The organism is Lactobacillus sp. UMNPBX16 (genome assembly GCF_002553775.1).
Taxonomy (GTDB): Bacteria; Bacillota; Bacilli; order Lactobacillales; family Lactobacillaceae; genus Lactobacillus; species Lactobacillus crispatus.
Genome location: NZ_PCYU01000005.1, coordinates 17,419 through 36,518, shown reverse-complemented (window position 1 = coordinate 36,518; position 19,100 = coordinate 17,419). Strand labels below are relative to the sequence as shown.

The 19,100-nt window shown below is 36.6% G+C and carries 16 protein-coding genes and 1 other annotated feature; of the genes, 11 read left to right on the top strand and 5 right to left on the bottom strand.

Annotation, left to right across the window (positions count from 1 at the left end; all coding sequences use genetic code 11):
- Positions 1–288 precede the first annotated feature (288 nt).
- The 6 genes from cbpB to CP367_RS01100 all read left to right on the top strand — a co-directional run bounded on the left by cbpB (position 289) and on the right by CP367_RS01100 (position 5,549).
- Positions 289–759: a cyclic-di-AMP-binding protein CbpB gene (gene cbpB / locus CP367_RS01130; RefSeq protein ID WP_089145290.1), complete on the top strand. Its 471-nt coding sequence runs from the start codon at positions 289–291 to the stop codon at positions 757–759.
- A gap of 128 nt (positions 760–887) precedes the next feature.
- The gene (locus tag CP367_RS01125) at positions 888–2,750 is read left to right on the top strand and encodes a heavy metal translocating P-type ATPase (RefSeq protein WP_089145718.1); all 1,863 of its coding nucleotides are present in this window, start codon (positions 888–890) and stop codon (positions 2,748–2,750) included.
- A 145-nt stretch (positions 2,751–2,895) separates the two neighbouring features.
- Positions 2,896–3,552: a hypothetical protein gene (locus CP367_RS01120; protein ID WP_060461825.1), complete on the top strand. Its 657-nt coding sequence runs from the start codon at positions 2,896–2,898 to the stop codon at positions 3,550–3,552.
- 60 nt (positions 3,553–3,612) lie between these two features.
- Positions 3,613–3,669 (top strand) — a sequence feature (sodium ion sensor (DUF1646 type); this cis-regulatory element may regulate processes involved in with the transportation of sodium ions).
- A 38-nt stretch (positions 3,670–3,707) separates the two neighbouring features.
- Positions 3,708–4,877, top strand: a complete 1,170-nt coding sequence (locus tag CP367_RS01110; protein WP_005721869.1) for a cation:proton antiporter — start codon at positions 3,708–3,710, stop codon at positions 4,875–4,877.
- Between the two features lie 107 nt (positions 4,878–4,984).
- Positions 4,985–5,293, top strand: coding sequence for a type II toxin-antitoxin system Phd/YefM family antitoxin (locus CP367_RS01105; protein ID WP_005719967.1), 309 nt, complete (start codon positions 4,985–4,987; stop codon positions 5,291–5,293).
- On the top strand, positions 5,280–5,549 hold the full coding sequence (locus CP367_RS01100) for a Txe/YoeB family addiction module toxin (protein WP_089143204.1): 270 nt from the start codon (positions 5,280–5,282) through the stop codon (positions 5,547–5,549). The genes CP367_RS01105 and CP367_RS01100 overlap by 14 nt, the downstream gene beginning before the upstream one ends.
- Before the next feature lie 24 nt (positions 5,550–5,573).
- On the opposite strand, the gene CP367_RS01095 is transcribed toward CP367_RS01100, so the two are convergent.
- Together CP367_RS01095 and CP367_RS01090 are read right to left on the bottom strand one after the other, a co-directional pair.
- A complete protein-coding gene (locus CP367_RS01095) occupies positions 5,574–7,142 on the bottom strand; it encodes an ABC transporter ATP-binding protein (protein ID WP_089145719.1) in 1,569 nt (522 codons plus the stop codon).
- A 345-nt stretch (positions 7,143–7,487) separates the two neighbouring features.
- Positions 7,488–8,105, bottom strand: coding sequence for a DUF4097 family beta strand repeat-containing protein (locus CP367_RS01090; protein WP_065990193.1), 618 nt, complete (start codon positions 8,103–8,105; stop codon positions 7,488–7,490).
- Between the two features lie 94 nt (positions 8,106–8,199).
- Here CP367_RS01090 and CP367_RS01085 point away from each other — a divergent pair, with 94 nt between their 5' ends.
- Positions 8,200–9,060: a helix-turn-helix domain-containing protein gene (locus CP367_RS01085; RefSeq protein WP_089145720.1), complete on the top strand. Its 861-nt coding sequence runs from the start codon at positions 8,200–8,202 to the stop codon at positions 9,058–9,060.
- Positions 9,061–9,137: 77 nt separating this feature from the next.
- Here CP367_RS01085 and CP367_RS01080 read toward each other — a convergent pair whose 3' ends face one another.
- Positions 9,138–9,494, bottom strand: coding sequence for a hypothetical protein (locus tag CP367_RS01080; RefSeq protein WP_089145721.1), 357 nt, complete (start codon positions 9,492–9,494; stop codon positions 9,138–9,140).
- Positions 9,495–9,721: 227 nt separating this feature from the next.
- Positions 9,722–10,990, bottom strand: a complete 1,269-nt coding sequence (locus tag CP367_RS01075) for an MFS transporter (RefSeq protein WP_089145722.1) — start codon at positions 10,988–10,990, stop codon at positions 9,722–9,724.
- 106 nt (positions 10,991–11,096) lie between these two features.
- Between CP367_RS01075 and CP367_RS01070 the strand changes: the two genes are divergently transcribed.
- Positions 11,097–11,966 (top strand): helix-turn-helix domain-containing protein, encoded by an 870-nt coding sequence (locus CP367_RS01070; protein WP_089145723.1) that lies wholly within the window; start codon positions 11,097–11,099, stop codon positions 11,964–11,966.
- Between the two features lie 28 nt (positions 11,967–11,994).
- Here CP367_RS01070 and CP367_RS01065 read toward each other — a convergent pair whose 3' ends face one another.
- The gene (locus CP367_RS01065) at positions 11,995–12,648 is read right to left on the bottom strand and encodes a CPBP family intramembrane glutamic endopeptidase (RefSeq protein WP_013087063.1); all 654 of its coding nucleotides are present in this window, start codon (positions 12,646–12,648) and stop codon (positions 11,995–11,997) included.
- Between the two features lie 91 nt (positions 12,649–12,739).
- Between CP367_RS01065 and CP367_RS01060 the strand changes: the two genes are divergently transcribed.
- The 3 genes from CP367_RS01060 to ppc all read left to right on the top strand — a co-directional run bounded on the left by CP367_RS01060 (position 12,740) and on the right by ppc (position 19,042).
- A complete protein-coding gene (locus tag CP367_RS01060; protein ID WP_089145724.1) occupies positions 12,740–13,843 on the top strand; it encodes a YdcF family protein in 1,104 nt (367 codons plus the stop codon).
- 14 nt (positions 13,844–13,857) lie between these two features.
- Positions 13,858–16,197, top strand: coding sequence for an ATP-binding cassette domain-containing protein (locus CP367_RS01055; RefSeq protein WP_089145725.1), 2,340 nt, complete (start codon positions 13,858–13,860; stop codon positions 16,195–16,197).
- A 106-nt stretch (positions 16,198–16,303) separates the two neighbouring features.
- The gene (ppc, locus tag CP367_RS01050; RefSeq protein ID WP_089145726.1) at positions 16,304–19,042 is read left to right on the top strand and encodes a phosphoenolpyruvate carboxylase; all 2,739 of its coding nucleotides are present in this window, start codon (positions 16,304–16,306) and stop codon (positions 19,040–19,042) included.
- Positions 19,043–19,100: the final 58 nt, after the last annotated feature.

The window sequence follows — 19,100 nt, the reverse complement described above, 5'->3', positions numbered from 1 at the left end:
TCCCTTTCGGCTCACGTGCGTTGCGTGAGCTTTTCTTATGTCTTAATTTCTTCTCAAGTAAATCTTTACCTTTTCATAATAATTTGAACATTTTTACTTCACATTTACCCAGTATTATATAAATCGTAGCAAGGTGGTAGAAACTTGCTACAATACTCCCACTTTTTTATTTCATTCATTCTTACTCCTCCAAAGTAGATGAAACTAATAAGGTCCGCAAAAACTTGCGGGCCTTTTCCTTTTTCAGCACTTTTTTCTGTATAATTAAGGTAGAAATGAGGTGCCGCTATGTTTTCACCATCAATCAAACATTTAATAGAAGAAAAATCTGGTTCATTTTTAATCCCTGCTAGCCGAATTGCCTTTGTCCAAGCAGACAATCCTCTTTATCATGCCTTTTTGATTTTGACTAAGGTTAAATATTCAAAAATTCCAGTTTTAGACAAAGAAAAACGAGTCGTTGGCCTGCTTAGTTTGGCAATGATTACGGACAAGATGCTGACGACTGATGAGATCTCCACTGCCCCTTTGGATAAATTAAAGGTCGAAGATGTAATGCAAACTAAGTTTGATAAAATAAACTTCATTGAAACTACCCTAGAAACGCAACTGCATCTGTTAATCAATAATGCTTTCTTGCCCGTTGTTGATGATCGCGGCGTGTTTCAGGGACTACTTACTAGACGCGAATGGATTAAGGCATTTAACTATGTAGTTCACACTTATGACAAACACTACGAAACAAAACGAATAAAATAACCTCCAAGCAGCCTTTAAGGCTGCTTTTTTTAACTCCAACATTTATTGAGCAAAAATGTGTCCAGACCAATAAAGAATGTTAGAATTAAGCGGTAGACAGATATGTTTGTATTTTTGGGAGGGCAATTATGAAAAATTTAAAACGTCAATGGAAGTTTATTGTCGTTTTGATTGCTGGTGCAGTTGGATTAATTAGCCAATTTGCATTGCATTCAAAGAGCCTCTTCTCAATCGGGAATCTTCAATTTCCAGTTCATGCCATCATTATTGATATCATTGGTATCTTGATGGCAATTTCTTTACTATTGGAAATTTTCCACGATTGGAAGACAGGCCGTTACGGCGTAGACATCCTGGCTGTTATCGCTGTTGTTTCTACCATATTGATTGGTGATGTATGGGCTGAATGGATGATTTTGGTAATGATGACCGGTGGTGAAACGCTGGAAGATTACGCAACTGGTCAAGCCAACAAGGAATTACGTGCCTTGCTTGATAAAACGCCACGTATCGCCAACAAGTTAGTTGACGGGAAGATCACCGAAGTTAAGGTTGATGACCTGCAGGTCGGTAATACTGTTTTGATCAAGCCAGGTCAACAAGTTCCTGTCGATGGTCAAATCGTTAAGGGCACTTCAAGCTTCGACCAATCTTCATTAACTGGTGAATCAGTTCCTGTGACCAAGAACCCTGGCGACGACTTAATGTCCGGTTCAGTGAACGGTGATGTGGCGGTAGAGATGAAGGTAACTAAGGCTGCTAAGGACTCAGAATATCAGTCTATTGTTGCGTTAGTTAAGTCTTCACAAGCTCAACCTGCTAAGTTCGTTAAGATGGCTGACCGGTATGCCATTCCATTTACTATCATTTCATTAATTATCGGTGGTGCTGCTTGGATCGTTTCTGGGGATGCAACAAGATTCGCGGAAGTTATGGTTGTTGCTTCTCCATGTCCACTGTTGATCGCTGCTCCTGTTGCTTTGGTATCAGGGATGAGCTCAATGTCAGCTCACCATATCATCGTTAAGTCAGGTCCAACACTTGAAAAGTTGGCCAAAGCTAAGACTTTTGCCTTCGATAAAACCGGTACCTTGACTGAAAACCAATTGATCGTTGACCAAGTGGTAGCTGCTGATGATTCAGTTGATCAAAAAGAATTACAAAGCTTAGCTGCTAGTGTTGAACAACAATCAAGCCACGTTATTGCCAGTTCCTTAGTTAAAGCTACTAATAAGGATTGGATTCATGCAGTTACTAACTTGAAAGAAACGACTGCTCAAGGGGTCGAAGGCGATGTTGACGGCAAGCACGTTAAGGTAGGTAAATTATCTTTCGTTGCTCCAGATGATGAAAAATTAGATGTTACTTCAACTGCCGTCTACATTTCAATCAACGGTAAATTCGCAGGTTATATTACCTTGAAAGACAAGATGCGTCCTGAAAGTCCTGAGACTATCGCTCGTCTTCGTCGTCAAGGTGCCGAGGACATCATGATGCTTACCGGTGACCACAAGCAAGTTGCTGAAAAAGTTGCTAAAGAAGCTGGTATTACTGATGTTCGCTCAGAACTTTTGCCATCACAAAAAATTCAAGCTATCAAAGATGTACCTAAGGATCTTCGTCCTGTCGTTATGACTGGTGATGGTGTTAACGACGCGCCTAGTTTAACTGCCGCAGATGTTGGTATTGCCATGGGGGCTAAAGGTGCTACTGCTGCCAGTGAAAGTGCCGATGCTGTTATCATGGTTAACGATATTTCTAAAGTTAACGATGCAGTCGCTATTTCTAAACACACAATGAAGGTTGCTAATATCGATGTTTTAACTGCAATTGGTGTCGTTATTATCATTGAATTGATTGCCTTCACTGGTGTTATCCCAGCCTTCTGGGGCGCTATTTTGCAAGAAGTAGTCGACATGATTACGATCAGCTTAGGTTTACTTGCTAAGACTAAGCCAAGTGATAAGCAATTTGGTTTGGAAGAAAAATAGACTAGATGTGAAGAAGCTCCAGAATCGATTTGGTTCTGGAGCTTTTTTATGCATTACTTGTATTTCAACAAAATCATAGTATAATCATGATCAACAAATGAGATTATGAATAAATAATTATAAATTATATTGGAAGGATGATTTGATGAACAATACGAAAAAATTTATTCGTTCACGGCGAATTTCTAGCATCCTTCCCTGGCTAGGTATTTTAGGTGTATTAATCCTAGTTTTCTCTCTTATCATGCATGGTTTTTTATTATTTTTTACGGAATTAGGATTTATTGCTAATTTTTATTATTTTATCGATGAATATAATTGGGTAGCAGATCGAATCATGTTTGATCGTGAATTACTAATAACCCATGCTCGAGATAAAATGGTCTATCTTGCCATGACTATTTCTACAGTACTTGCATTAATCAATACAGCTATTTTAGCCTATTTGAGACACCAGAGCTTTATCGCTTTTTGCATTGGTATCTGTTTCATTAGTGGTCTTTATTTTGCTAGTCGTCTTGCAGAAAATATCCTAGTTATTCTGCATATTGCATTTAACAATTGGAAAAGATTTTATATTTTAGTAGCTGCTATAACTATCATCTTGACTAGCTTTAGCATTGTGCTGCTCTGTCTAAACCTATTTGCTTACTTCATACTATTTGCACTTATTTGTACTGGCTACGTATTGACTTATCATATTTTAATTGAACTTTACAATCGAACTAAAGGAAATCTTGGTGGACACAAATACTTCATCGATTTACCCGATAAACGTTTTGATTCTAAATTTAAATATTAGATCTATTTGCATCTAAGTTAAAAAACTATTAAAATTATACTCAACTAAATAATTTTTAGTGGTTGGGTTTTTATCACAATAAAAACTTTCAAGATTCGCTTCTTTGGGTCAGGAAGCACTTGAAAGTTTTTTGTTTTTTTACAGAAGGGGAAAATATGCATTTTTTAGGACAACTTATCTTAATCCTCTTAACTACAGTTTTGCTGGGGCAATTATTCGCCCGCTTCAATATGCCTGCAGTTATTGGACAACTATTATCAGGAATTTTACTGGGACCAGCTATCTTAAATTGGGTTAAGCCAAATGATATCATCAGTCTATTCTCCGAGTTCGGGGTTATTCTGCTGATGTTCTTAGCTGGGCTTGAGAGCGATCTAGATTTATTAAAAAAATACTTCAAGCTAAGCTTTACTGTCGCCACAGTCGGCGTTATCCTCCCCGTTGTTTTCATGGGCTTAGCCAGTTACTTCTTTGGCATGCGCCCTCTTGAAGCACTCTTTATCGGGATTGTCTTTGCAGCAACTAGCGTTTCTATCTCCGTTGTGGTGCTGCAAGAAGCACACCAACTACACACCCGTGCCGGCACAGCCATTTTAGGTGCTGCCGTAGTTGACGATATCTTAGCCGTGGTTGTTCTGAGTCTATTCACTACATTCAGTCATGAAGGTGGCAAGAGCGGCTTAACTAATAACTTTTTGCTTAATATCTTGATTGAAGTAGTTTACTTCGTAGTTGTTTGGCTGATTTTTAAATTTGTTGCGCCATACTTTATGAAAGCTTCTGAAAAAATCGACGTTGACTATTCCGTTGTTATCGGTTCATTGGTTTTAGCCTTAACCATGGCTTGGGCCGCTGATTTTGTTGGTCTTTCAGCTGTTGTTGGTGCATTTTTCGGTGGTTTAGCAATTCGTCAAACACCACAATACAAAGAAGTTCACTCTTCTGTTTCCGCAATCGGCTACTCTGTCTTCATCCCCGTCTTCTTCGCTGATATCGGTCTTTCAATGACTTTTGCCAGCTTTTTCAAGGATATCTGGTTCATTATCGTTATGACCGTTTTAGCTATTTTATCAAAATTCTGGGCCGGAAAATACTCCAGCGAAATCTTTGGCTTCAATAAGAATGAAGGCAATATCGTCGGTGCTGGAATGGTATCACGTGGTGAAGTTGCACTGATTGTAGCGCAAATCGGAATTAACCACCATCTCTTCCCTGAGGATATTTATTCAAGTCTGATCCTAGTAATTATCGTTACAACAGTTATTTCACCATTTATTTTGAATTACTTTATTAAAAAGAGTCAAAATAGTACGGAATTTATGTAGAAAAAGTCTAGCATTCGCTAGATTTTTTAATAGTTTAATTTTACAAGTGGCTTATCATAGACGCAATTGTGTCTACATGGTAAAATCAATAGTGAGAGGTGAGAAATATGTTACAAACTCCAAACAATATTAGAGCTGTTACCGCTCGTGACCTGCGCAATAATTTTAAGAAAATTGCTGATGATATTAATGACTATGATACTACCGTTATAGTAGCTCGTCCCAAAGATAAAAATGTTGTGATTATTTCTCAAAAAGAATATGATTCATGGCAAGAAACTTCATATCTTCTAGGAACTAAAGCTAACCGCGATGCATTAGCTGAAGCTAAACAATCATTTGAAAACCAAGATCAACGAAATAAAGTTTTAACCCCAGAAGAATTCGAGGCTTTAACTAAAGATGACGAAGCTTAACGTTAATTTTAACTACAATGCCTGGAATGAATATCTTGAATGGAAAAAAGAGGATAAGAAGACTTCCCAAAAGATTGATAATTTTATTAAAGAATGCCAACGCCATCCTTTTACTGGGAAAGGAAAACCTGAGCCGCTAAAAGCGAATTTAAGTGGTGCATGGTCTCGACAAATTAATCATAAAGATCGCATGGTTTATTCAGTTACCGCAACAGAATTACAAATATGGCAGTTAAAATACCATTATTCCAAATGAAAAAGCTCTTTCGAGCTTTTTTGTTTAACCCAATTTTCCTAAATCGATCACTTGGTCATACTTCTGCAACTCATTTGATTCATAGTGGTGAATTACTTCAATAAAGGTAAGGTTTGAGTTTAACAAGTAATTATGGATTTGGTCTGATGTCTTCTTATCAAGGGATGCATTAATTTCATCTAGTAGCAAAATCGATCTATCGGCCAAAATTGCCCGTGCTAGTTCGATTCTAGCTAGCTGTCCCTCAGACAATTGATCCGCATTATCACCCAAGGAATAGTCCCAGCCCTTTTCAGCAATAATTTGATCCAAGCCTAACTTTTGGCACACCTCGCTCACCTTTTCCCGGGAAATATTTGCACCTAAAGTGAGATTAAACCACAAGGTATCGGCAAAAATTACTGGGGACTGGCTAGCATAAGCGAATAAATCTGTAAACGAGCCTGGCTTTTGCTTTTTGTCGTTAAGCAATATTTCCTTGGCATGACCATGCTTTCCGGTTAATAGGAATTGTAATAACGTTGATTTACCTACACCAGATGGTCCAATAACTGCAACTTTTTGACCTTTTACAACTGCAAAGTTAATTTGATTAGCTAATTCTTTACCTTTTCTAGTAAGATCAAGATCTTCTACTTGAATTTTTGCAAAATTATAATTGGTCTCTTTCTTTTCAACCTTGCCCTTGGCAATATATTTTTCTGCCTTAGCGACAATTTTCTTAGTTGTTGATAATTTGTTTCGATCTTCTAAAATAGTCAAAATTGGATTAAGAAATGAATTTGACAGTTGAACGATTGCAAATAAGGCACCTAAAGTAGTTTGACCCTTAACCACCATGTAAATTCCCACTAAGAATGGGGTTAAGAACGTAAATAAACTAGCAATCAAGTTAATCCAAGAACTAGTATCTAGATTGAGTAAGTTCATTTTACGCAAAGCATCTTCTAATTGATTGATCAAAACTTGATTTTTCTTAACCGCATTATCGCGCTTGTTGTATAAATTTAATGTTGTGCTACCAGCCAGAAAGTTTTTAATATGACTAACATATTTATCATTAGCAGTTGTCCAATTTTCTGCTGTAGTTTGAATCTTCTTTTGAAATAAATTAGAAACCAGCATCGGCAAACATGAACCGATTAAAAATAATAATGTAACTAACCAATTAACATATAAAGCATACCCTAGCGCAAAGACAATCATATAGGCCTGCATCATTATTTCAATTTCGGCATCAAAACGATTAGTTTCCAGCAGTTTAAAATCTGTAGTTAAAAAGCCTAAGCTAGCAGTATTTTCTTCGCTAGTCTGACCCAGCATCCCCTTTAAAATGCCAGCTCGCAGCGTCGTATTAGTCTCTTGAATAGCACTTGTTTTTAACCGATTGAAAATCAGCGAAGCAATAAAAGTCGCAATAAACGCCCCAATAACAATAACTAGAAATTGTGCTAAATCGCCAAACCTTCTTTGCGTACCAACATTGGTCAATGTCTGTACCATATATGCAAAAATGATTTGTTGTGTACTAGCAATCAAGCCTAAAATAGTTAACATAATGAATTTTGCATGTGAAGAATATTTGTAAATCATTTTTTGTCCTCCTGTATTTTACTTGAGGCTAGTATCGCAGGATAATGACGTAAAATGCAGAAAATTTGCAGATCTGCAAATTTAAGCTGGTTAAAACTAAGTAAAAATCGAGAGGAGGATTTATTATGTTGCCGTTTGGGGCTTCAATGAAGCAAGATCTATTTTACCTACATATAAATGGCTAAATAATGATGGATTTAGCCAAGAACAAATCAAGTTTTTCAAAAAGTTTATGCATTCCAATGCTCACTTAATTTTCAAATATGCAAAGCAACATAAGCCAGATCTTCTTGATTAAAAGCATTAAAAAAGCGCAATCTACAAAATTGCGCTTTTTTATCATTCCTAATTTACTGTGATATTTCCATTTGAAGTATCAATCTCTAGCACATTATCCCCGACGTCATTTTGGCTATACGTGTCGCCTTCATCTTGTCCATTCACTGTAATTCGTCCGTTAGATGTATCAAGGTCATATCCTTGAGCCACACTATTTCTAACCACAACACTACCATTTGACGTGTCGATTTTACCTTGCTTAAGAGCAAGATCTTTCACTGTTACATTACCGTTTGAACTGTCAATTGTCACTTTATCAAGCTTCTTTTTAGGTATTTCAATTGTAATCGTAGGTACAATCGAATTCTTCTTAAACAAATCAAAAATATTTGCATTAATATTTACAGATCCATTATTACGTTCAACCTTTAAAACACTATTTTCAACTTTAACTGCCGGTACCATTTTTTCTCTACCGTTATAGATTACACGATAACTGTCACCTTTTTGAATCTTAATATTTGCGTTAGCAACATTTACATCGATTTGATTAAACTGTTGATGTGTCAGCTCTTTTTGGACGATCGGACCTGCATTACCTTTTCTAAACATTAAACTCGCTCCAATTACTAAAGCCAAAATTACTACTAATATAGATACTTTCAAAACTCTTTTACCTTTCATTTTTTCCTCCAAGTACTTGATGTATTTTGATTATCGCAAGATAATAAGCCTAAATCTAACATATTTGCAGATCTGCAAATCGAGGTATAAAATTATGTTCAAATATGGTTCAGTTTACAAACAATTGCGCAAAGATCAAGAAATCACTCAAACTGAAGCCTGCAAGGGTATTTGTTCAATCTCCAAGTTATCACGCTGGGAAAACAATCAGGTAGAAGTTGAGTTTAGCACTGCCATTGCATTACTCAGGCGCATCAACATTACGCTTAACGAATTCACGCATTACGCTGCAATGAAAACAGAATTTACATTGCCAGACGACATTATAACGGCCATTAAAGACAATGATACAAAGGTACTCGAAAAATTTGTTCAGGAGCAGCTAAATCATTATCACGCCACCAAAAATATTCTCGAACTCAAAAACATCATTCTTGTCTGCAATCAATTATTTCTCATGACTGGTAAAAACTATCTAACACCTGCAGACATTAATCGAATCGGTTCATACCTGCTTCACAACACCGTTTGGTCTAAATACAATATCTTGCTCTTTGCTAACTCACCGTTTTTGCTAAATTCTAAAATCGGCTATCAAATTGCTCTGCGAATTATTCACAACTTTCATCCTACAGAAAGTTTGAACGAAAACACCACCATTTTCATAGGCGGTTTATCTGATACAGTTATTGCCTTAGTTTTCAAAAAGAAGCTAGATTACGCTCAAAAAATTCTTAATGAATTAAAAAAGATAGAACTTCCCTTCTATCTCATGTTCTTTAGTTTAACATTGACCCTTTTACAAAAAATTATCGACTACTGTCATACTCTCGACGCACAGCCTGTATTGGCAATGATTGATACCATAGTTCAGTTGAATTGCATGGAAGTTGCTCAAAAATGGCTTGAAATTTTTAAAGACGTACAACAAATCTGGCCAGAAAAAGAAAATTAAAAACCGTAAAAGTAATTTACTTTCACGGCTTTTGACATGGTATTCATTATGCAAGCTTACAAATTTTTAGCTTTTAATTAATCCTTTACAACGTCTTTGATGTTCAACCATTGACTCTTGTTGATCTTGACGATCTTCTTGCCAGCAGCTTTCTTAACATCCTTAACGGTGTAAGTTGAACCCATTGAAACCTTTTGGCTAGTCTTGTGACCTTGTGCGTCCAAAACATTAACTTTTTGGTTCTTAGTGTCCTTTACAGTAACAAAGATCTTGTCACCCTTTTTAATTGCAGGATAAGTTGGCATAGTTTCGGCAACACCTAACTTTGGAGCAGGAAAACTAGCTGCTTGACTAACTGAAGCACCAACACCCATTAAACTCATTGAAGCAACTGCGATTGAAACAACTTTAACTAAATTCTTTGAAACTAACATAATGAATACCTCTAATTTATATATCACTTAACTTGTTGGAACTTTTTGTTCCCTTATTCCTTGCATCTTTATTGTATAACATATGTTATTAATTGCAAGGGATAATTCAAAGTTTTTCAAAAATAATTCAGTCGTCTGAAAGTGTTGCTATAATAACGATGGCGGGGATTTTTTGTCCAAAAGCATTAAAAAAGTGTCTGAGAAACCGTTCTTTCCCAAACACTTTTTTAAGCAGCTGCTACTTCGTTTGAATTTTGAGTCACTTTTCTAGTTTTTAAACTGACAAAAATCGCTACAATTAATGTTATTACCTGGATTACTAATAATGTAACCAAAGCAACAGTAACATTGAATGAACCAGAAATTGTGGTTAATACTGTTGTCATAATTGGAGCAACAGCCATTAAGATTGTATTTAATAATCCAACAGTTGAAGCCAAGATTTTATGATCAACTGATGTTACTAGCCATTGCTCCATTTTAATTGAAGCAACTCCTGCAATAGCTGCCAAGAAAAACATTGTTATCATAATTACGTAAGTATTTCCTAGGAAAATGCTTGTTGTAGTAACAATACTTAAACTGGCAGAAATAATTACTAAACTAAAAACTGTTAATTTTTTGAATAATTGTGGTCCAAACATTGAACCCAATGCAAAGCCTGCGCCAGTAATCACACCAAACAAAGCAATAGTAAAGCTATAAGTGCCGATTAGCATAGTTGAACGATGAGCTGCAAGTACAATTGTTGTCAATGGAGTAATGGTATCTAAAGCTCCATTTAATAATGCGATTACTAATACCACAGTCAATAATCCTGATTGTTTCTTCACTTGGGTCAATGAAGTTTTCATTGTTTGGAAAAAGTTTTGATCATTAACTTCCTGTTTTTCAAGTGGCTTCTGATCCTTCTGATGTTTTAAGCCAACACTGGCAAATAACAAACCTGCTAACAAGAAAGTACCTGCATTAACAAAGGCTAAAGTTGAGTATGACATTACTAGCAAAAGTGCTGAACCAATGAATTGAGCACCCATACTAATAATTTGATTTACGCCGCCATTAAAGCCTACTGCATTCCCGTATTCTTTTTTACCAACAATATCAACAATTAATGGTGCAACCAAGCCACCTGAATATGAACCAATAGTATCTGATAAGAAATTCACAACAACGATGATTAAAACCAAATTCCACTGTGACATTTTAGTGATAAACAATAATCCTACTAAACCATATAAGATGAATCGGACAAATGCTGCTAAAAAGATATTGCGAAACTTTTTCTTAGTCTTATCAGCAAGGTAACCACCAAAGATCTCGAATAATTTTGGAACTGATTCAGAAATTGCAATTAATGAAAGTGCTAATGAGTAGTTTTGTAATTTGCTAGCATAAGTCATGAAAGCCAAGTAGAAAAGAATATCGCCTGCGCCTGAAAGAAAACTAGCTACTGAAAATCTTCTAAAGTCTGCGTTTTTAAGAAATACGTTCATAAATCTTACCCCTTTTTCTTTGTTTCGTTTGTTGTTGAAATTATAATAAAGTGAAAAAGAAATTGATTTTAAAAAATGGCGTATTCGACATTCGGAGGATAAACCTATGACAATTGGTGAATTACTCAAAGAAAAAAGACTAGCAGAAAACAAAACTCAAAAAGCATGGGTTGGTCATATTATCAGTACTTCTTATTATGCTAAAGTTGAAAAGAATATTCATAGAATTACAGCAGAGGATTTATTAGCCATTCTTAAACATAATGATCTTTCAATTACTGACTTTTTCGAAGAATTAGCAGACAAAAAGGATGAACTAAAAGCACAAGTAAACTCGCTAAATAAAACAGTAATTGATGCTGTTTATCATTCTGATATTTCCAAAGTTAATGAAGTCATTCAAATTATTAAAAAAATGGATCTACCGACTAAGCAAAAACAAGAACTTGTCTTAATCAATAAGGGGTTTATCGAAACTATCAAAAATGATCTAAGTGACAATTATCATCCAGATAAAAACATCGTTCAACAACTAAAAGATAAAATTTTTAGTATTCCTAATTTTAATAGATTCAAACTTGAACTCTATACTAATTTCATGCAATTTTATGATTATACAACTAATATTATGATCACCAAACAAGTGATCCATAAAATAGATCAGTTTAAGAGCGATAAAGAGTTATTAGCAATCGCTGGTATTCTATTCAATCTCCTTTCACAATTAGTCGAAGAACATCATTATCAAGAAACTGCACCATTTATAGCAGCTAGTGAGCATTTACCCTTTTTACCAGACTTATACTTTCCTCAAACCGGAATCTCATTGCTAAAATACATTATTAGTTATCATTTTAATAAAAAACCAGCAGATTTAGCTAAAGCTGAGATGATCGCACAAACTTATCAAATTACTGGTCTAGAAGATTTTTGTAAAGGTGCGCAAGAAATTATTAATGAAGTTAAAGAGGACTAGCTTTAAGCTAATCCTCTTGTTTCAATCTCTAAATAAAACCTAACGCGTTATAGCACATGTGCACCAAAATTGAATAGCGCAAATCCTTGGTTGACATATAGACCCAAGCTAAAACCATGCCTAAGACCCAATATACTAAGATATACTTACTTAATGCCGGATCATGCATATAGCCAAATAAAAATCCGCTTGCAACAATACCTAGCCACTTATTTCTAGTATTTTTCTTAGTGAAAAAGATATTGAAAAACATCCCTCTAAAGATATGTTCCTCACAAAATGGCGCGATGAAAACTACTAGGATCCTAAATAAACCTGCATTGTATTCCGCTATTTTATTCAAGCTTTCCTGGTTCTTTGAAACGCCGCCACCAACTAGATTAAGCATCACAATCGAACCTACTACAATCAGTACAAAACCGATCATCGCTATTCCGATTCTGCGCCAGTCCCAGTGTGGTGTTTCATCAAAGCCCCAATCATTTTCTTCTTTTAATTGCCTGCGATAAATATAGGAAATTGCAAACAAAACTATTACCGTAGCAAGCGCCGTAACGAAGACGCGATATTGCCCCAAATCAAATCGCTGAGGTCTAAAGTAAAGTACTTCTAATTCAGAATACATTACCAAAGCCAACACAGCCCCTGCAATATTTCCCAGGTAATGTCCAAATCTCTTCATTTTTCATTCACACCTTGATTCTTTCAACTAGTAATCATTGTTTCTATTATAATGTAAATAAGAAAAAATACCTAAGGAGGAGTATCTATCTATGCTTAATCAGATCATCGCTTTTTTGGGGAGACGCGGTGAGTTCTTCTACATTTCAGTCTTTATGTTACTGATATTTTTTGTCTTTTTAATCTCTTGGCTTATCGAACCAAGACGTTTGATTAATGGCGTTTTGTTTACTATCTTTATAGTCTCAATGCTCTCTTGGATCACCGTTATGGTACACAAAAGTACGAGTCACGGCTTGCAACGTGCCTATGACCTACTAGTTCTAGCTGCATTATTTGGCGTTGCATTGCTATTAATTTTTGCTTGGATCTTTCTGTTTTGGAACGCCTATTTCGTTTGGAAATATGAAAGCCATACCCTACCTAATTTACTCACTTTGATTTCTGGATTTTTGGCTTTAATTATTAGTATCATCGTGATTTTAGGACCTGGTAAATATTTGCCACGCTGGCTCAGCATAGCCCTAGCTTCAATTCCAGCGATTGCAATCTACCTAGGATTGGTACTCTACAATTTTTTACTAAATTTGCTCCTATACCAAATCTATCCTCGCACTTATCATCAAGACTATTTGATTGTTTTGGGAGCTGGCTTGATCAATGGCGACCAAGTATCAAAACTGCTTGCGGCTAGAATTAATCGGGCAATTCAATACTCTAACCGCCAGTATCAAAAGGGCCGCAAGCGCCCTATCCTGATCATGTCAGGTGGTCAAGGCGCTGACGAAAAAATCTCTGAAGCACTCGCTATGTCTCGTTTTGCACAACGGCGTGGCGTTAGTGTTGACCGTATCTTATTAGAAGATCAATCGAAAAACACATACGAAAACATGCTCTTTTCTAAGCGTATTGCCACAAAAGATTTTGGTAATTCCCACTTCAAGGCACGCTTCTTTAGCAATAATTACCATATTTTTAGAGCTGCTCTCTTGGCTAAGGAAGTTGGTTTAAAAGCCAATGGTGTCGGTGCTTACACCAGATTCTACTACTTGCCTAACGCAATTATCCGCGAATTTGCCGGTGTGTTTGTCATGCATAAACGCCGTCATTTCGTTATCATGGGATTAATCGTTTTATTCTTTATCCTGCAAGCTATCTTAGTCATGACAGGATTAGAAAGATTTACTGTAATTTAGAAAAGAGGGATGCAATGCTTCAACTAAAGCATATTTTTAAGTCATATAAGGTGGGGGACAACATCACCCACGCTTTAGACGACGTTACAATCTCGTTCCGTGATCAGGAATTCGTCGCTATCTTAGGTCCGAGTGGTTCTGGAAAAACTACCATGTTAAACGTAATTGGCGGACTTGACCGTTACAACCAAGGTGACTTGATCATCAACGGCAAATCTACCAAGAATTTTAAAGAGACCGACTGGGATGCTTACCGCAACAATACCGTTGGTTTTGTTTTTCAAAATTATAATCTAATCCCCCACTTGTCGATCATCGCCAATGTGGAACTAGGGATGAATTTGTCTGGTGTGCCTAAAAAACAGCGCCATGAAAAAGCAATTGCGGCGTTAATAGAAGTGGGATTGAAAGACCATCTAAATAAACGTCCTAACCAGTTGTCTGGCGGTCAGATGCAACGAGTAGCGATTGCTCGAGCAATTGCCAACGACCCTGATATTCTACTTTGTGATGAACCAACTGGTGCACTTGATACTGAGACTTCTGTCCAAATTATGAAGTTGATCAAAAAACTATCTAAAGATCGACTCGTTATTATGGTGACTCACAATCCTGAATTAGCTAAAGAATACGCCACAAGAATCGTTAATTTCCAAGACGGTAAGATTCGTCATGATTCTGATCCTTTTAGCCCTAATAAGGAAGAAGACAAATTTAACCTCAAGCGTACCAAGATGTCTTACTGGAACGCCATCAAGTTGAGTTTCACCAATATTATGACAAAAAAAGGTCGAACTCTGCTAACTGCTTTTGCTTCAAGCATCGGGATTATCTCAATTGCCGTAGTTTTAGCTATCTCTAATGGTTTTCAAAAGCAAATCAATACCACAATGAGCAAAGCTTTAGCAAAATATCCGATTTCTATTTCACAGACCGCAACTGACATTACTTCAGCTAATGCACGTAAAGAATCGGATAAAAATGTCAAAAACCGCGGCTATGTAACGGCAGAACAAGACCAAAGCGAACAGGCCCAACACGTTAATAAAATTAGCACAAAGTATGTTAACTACATCAAGAAGATCAATCCTAATTATGCCAATAACGTGTCTTACCAACGCGGCGTAAGCTTGAATTTATTAGCTAAAAACAAGGGAAAAATTGAACGCGTGCAATTTTCAAATACGGATCCTGATCAGACTAATTCTGTTCTAGCTGCTAGATCCCAAGCGATGAGTTCAATGGGACTGGGTTCAAGTGTCTTTCCCACTACTTTAAATAAAGAGAAAGGCTCATTTTTGAAGCAAAATTATCAATTGCTCTCAGGCACTTGGCCTACTAAGGCAACCGACTTGGTTTTAGTTACTGACAATAAAAATACTGTTAACATCAATGCCTTAAAAAATCTTGGTTTCGATTTAAAGAATAAGGAACACGTCAAATTCGGCCAATTAGTAAATAAGCAATTTCGTGTAGTTGCCAACAATGATTACTATCAGCAATTGCAAACTGGCATGTTTATTCCTAAAAAGGTAAATAACGCCATGTATAACGGTGCTCAAACCAAGCTAAAGATTGCTGGTGTCATTCGTCCTAAAAACGAAGATTCAATGGCCTTGTTATCAACTGGAATTGCTTATAGCGATCAACTTTCACAACGCGTGATTAATGAAAATAAAAACTCTGCAATTGTAAAGGCACAAAAGAAGAGTAACCATAGCGTATTAACTAACCAAAAACTAAATGCCAATGAAAAGAAAGCTACAATGCAGACTCTTGGCGGTACCAGCATCCCTACTGGCATCATGATTTATCCCAACAATTTTGATGATAAAGATAAAGTACTTGATTATCTTGACAAATGGAACAAGGGGAAGAAAAAATCAGACAAGATTCTCTATACTGACATGTCAAACGCTGTTACCACAATGACTGGCGGCCTCTTAAGCGGGATAACGACCATCCTTGTCGCATTTGCTGGTATTTCATTAATCACATCTATGATTATGATTGGTATTTTAACTTATACCTCAGTACTTGAGCGAACTAAGGAAATCGGGGTACTCAAGGCATTAGGTGCCCGTAAAAAAGACATTACTCGTGTCTTTGATGCCGAAACCTTCATCCTAGGTGTTTTCTCTGGTGTATTAGGCATTCTGATTGCTTACCTACTAACATTCCCAATTAACAGTATCATTTACAAGATTACTGATCTGGCAAATGTAGCCCAACTAGATCCTACTGCTGCTATTGTTTTGATCATTATTTCAACTATCCTCACCCTCTTAGGTGGTCATATTCCAGCACGAATGGCTGCAAAGAAAGATGCTGCAATTGCATTGCGGAGTGAATGAATTTAATAAAGAATTTGTTACGTTGTTCACAATAACCTAAATTTTTAGCAAAATATGTGGTATCTTAGCTTTAGCAAAAACAAGTAAGAAAGGAACTTTTTTCACCATGACTGTTAAAAAATTAGAAAATAACAGCGATGTTAATGTAGTGGCAGAAGAAAGCAAAGTTTTAACTAATTTACTGAATGAATCAACTAAGCAAGTAATCGGTCAAGCAGCTTTCGATAAGATCCAAAACTTAATTAAAATCTCTGCCGCCAAAGATTATCAAGAACTTGAAAAGCAAATTGCTAGTCTTAACAATCGCGAAATGATTGTTGTTGCACGTTATTTTGCTACTCTCCCACTCTTGATCAACATTTCAGAGGATGTAGAACTAGCAAGTAAAGTTAATGTGCTTAACAATACTCATCAAGATTATCTAGGTAAATTGAGTGACACAATTGACATTGTAGCCCAAAAGAAAAATGCCGAAGAAATCCTTGAACATGTAAATGTAGTACCCGTTTTAACTGCCCATCCTACTCAAGTACAAAGAAAAACCATTTTGGAATTAACCGATCAAATTCATCAACTTTTGCGCAATTATCGTGATGTGAAGAATGGCACAATTGATCGCGATGAATGGACTGAACAAATGCGGGCTTGCATTGAAATTTTGATGCAAACTGACATTATTCGTGGTCACAAATTAAAGGTAGCTAATGAAATTACCAATGTTTTGGCTTACTACCCTAAGGCTTTAATCCCTGCAATCACCAAATTTACTAGTCGTTACAAGGAATTAGCTAAAAAACACGGGCTAAACGCTAGTCATGCTACGCCAATTACCATGGGAATGTGGATCGGCGGCGACCGTGACGGTAACCCTTATGTAACGGCTGATACGCTAGAACTAAGCGCTACTTTGCAAAGCCAAGTAATCTTTGAATATTACATTAAGCAAATCAATAAGCTTTATAGAGCCATTTCCATGTCTACTTCTTATATGGAGCCATCTGACGATGTAATGCACCTATCTGAGCTTTCTAATGATGATTCACCATTCAGAACTAACGAGCCATATAGACGAGCATTCTACTATATTCAAAGCCGTTTAGTGCACACTGAACAAAAATTACTGAATATTACTAACAAGAACACTTTCTTAAAGAAACGTGACCTCCAAAATCTTGATAAAATCCCTTGTTATCAAAATGCTCAAGAATTTAAAGCCGACTTAGAAATCATCAAAAATTCACTTGAAGAAGACCATGATCACGCCGTAGTAGACAGCTACTTTACTCAAATTCTTGAGGCTATCAACATCTTCGGCTTCCATCTAGCTACAATTGATATGCGTCAAGATTCTAGCGTTAACGAGGCCTGTGTCGCTGAGCTACTTAAGAGTGCTGGAATTTGTGACAATTATAGCGATTTAAGCGAAGACAAAAAGATCAAGCTTTTACTCAACGAATTGAACAATGATCCACGTAACTTACACGCCAATAACAAACCCAAGTCTGAGTTACTACAAAAAGAATTAAAGATCTACAAGACTGCTCGTCAATTGAAAGACCGTTTGGGTGAAGACGTCATCAAGCAACATATTATTTCTCACACTGAGAGTGTTTCAGACATGCTAGAACAAGCAATCATGTTAAAGGAATACGATTTACTTGATAATCAAAAAGCCCGAATTCAAGTGGTACCACTATTTGAAACGGTTGAAGACTTGAATAATGCCCGGGAAATAATCAAGGAATTCTTAAGCTTTGATATCGTCAAGAAGTGGCTTGTTTCTCAAAATAATTATCAAGAAGTTATGCTAGGCTACTCAGATTCTAATAAGGACGGTGGCTACTTAGCTTCATGCTGGAACCTTTATAAAGCTCAAAAGGATCTAACTAAGATCGGTGAAGAAATGGGTATCAAGATTACCTTTATGCATGGCCGTGGCGGTACCGTTGGTCGTGGTGGTGGTCCATCATACGAAGCAATTACAGCACAGCCATTCAAGTCAATTAACGATCGGATGCGGATGACTGAGCAAGGTGAAATTATCCAAAACAAGTATGGTAATAAAGACACCGCCTACTACAACCTAGAAATGTTAGCTTCAGCAACAATCGATCGAATGGCTTCTAAACAAATCGTTAGCGAAGATCATGTCGCAGATTTCCGTTCTTCAATGGATCAAATCGTAGCTAAAAGCAACGAAGTTTACCGGAAACTAGTATTTGAGAATCCTAACTTCCTTAAGTACTTCTTCCAAGCAACTCCAATCAAAGAAATCTCTGGTCTTAACGTAGGTTCACGTCCAGCTTCAAGAAAGAAACTCACTGACTTTTCTGGCTTAAGAGCCATCCCTTGGGTTTTCTCTTGGTCACAAAGCCGTGTAATGTTCCCTGGTTGGTATGGCGTAGGTTCTGGTTTCAAGTCATTTATCGATGCCGATCCAGCCAACTTGAAGGAATTACAAAATATGTACCAAGGTTGGCCATTCTTCCACTCCCTGCTTTCCAATGTTGATATGGTTTTATCTAAATCAAATATGAGAATTGCCAAGCAGTATGCGGATCTTTGCGAAGATGAACAAGTTAAATCAGTCTTTGATATCATCAATCAAGAATGGGAACTAACTAAGAAAGTCATCCTACAAATTGAAGGTCATGATGAATTAATCGAAGATGCACCTACTCTTAAGAAGAGTCTGGAATACAGAATGCCTTACTTCAACATTTTGAACTACATCCAATTAGAAATGATCAAGCGTGATCGTGAAGATGAGATTCAAGGTGTTTACCAAAGTATTATTCCAATTACTATCAACGGTGTGGCTTCCGGTTTACGTAATTCAGGATAAAAAACACATAAAATTCAGCTAAAAAAGGCTCCTCATTGCCTGTTTTATCAAGCATTTG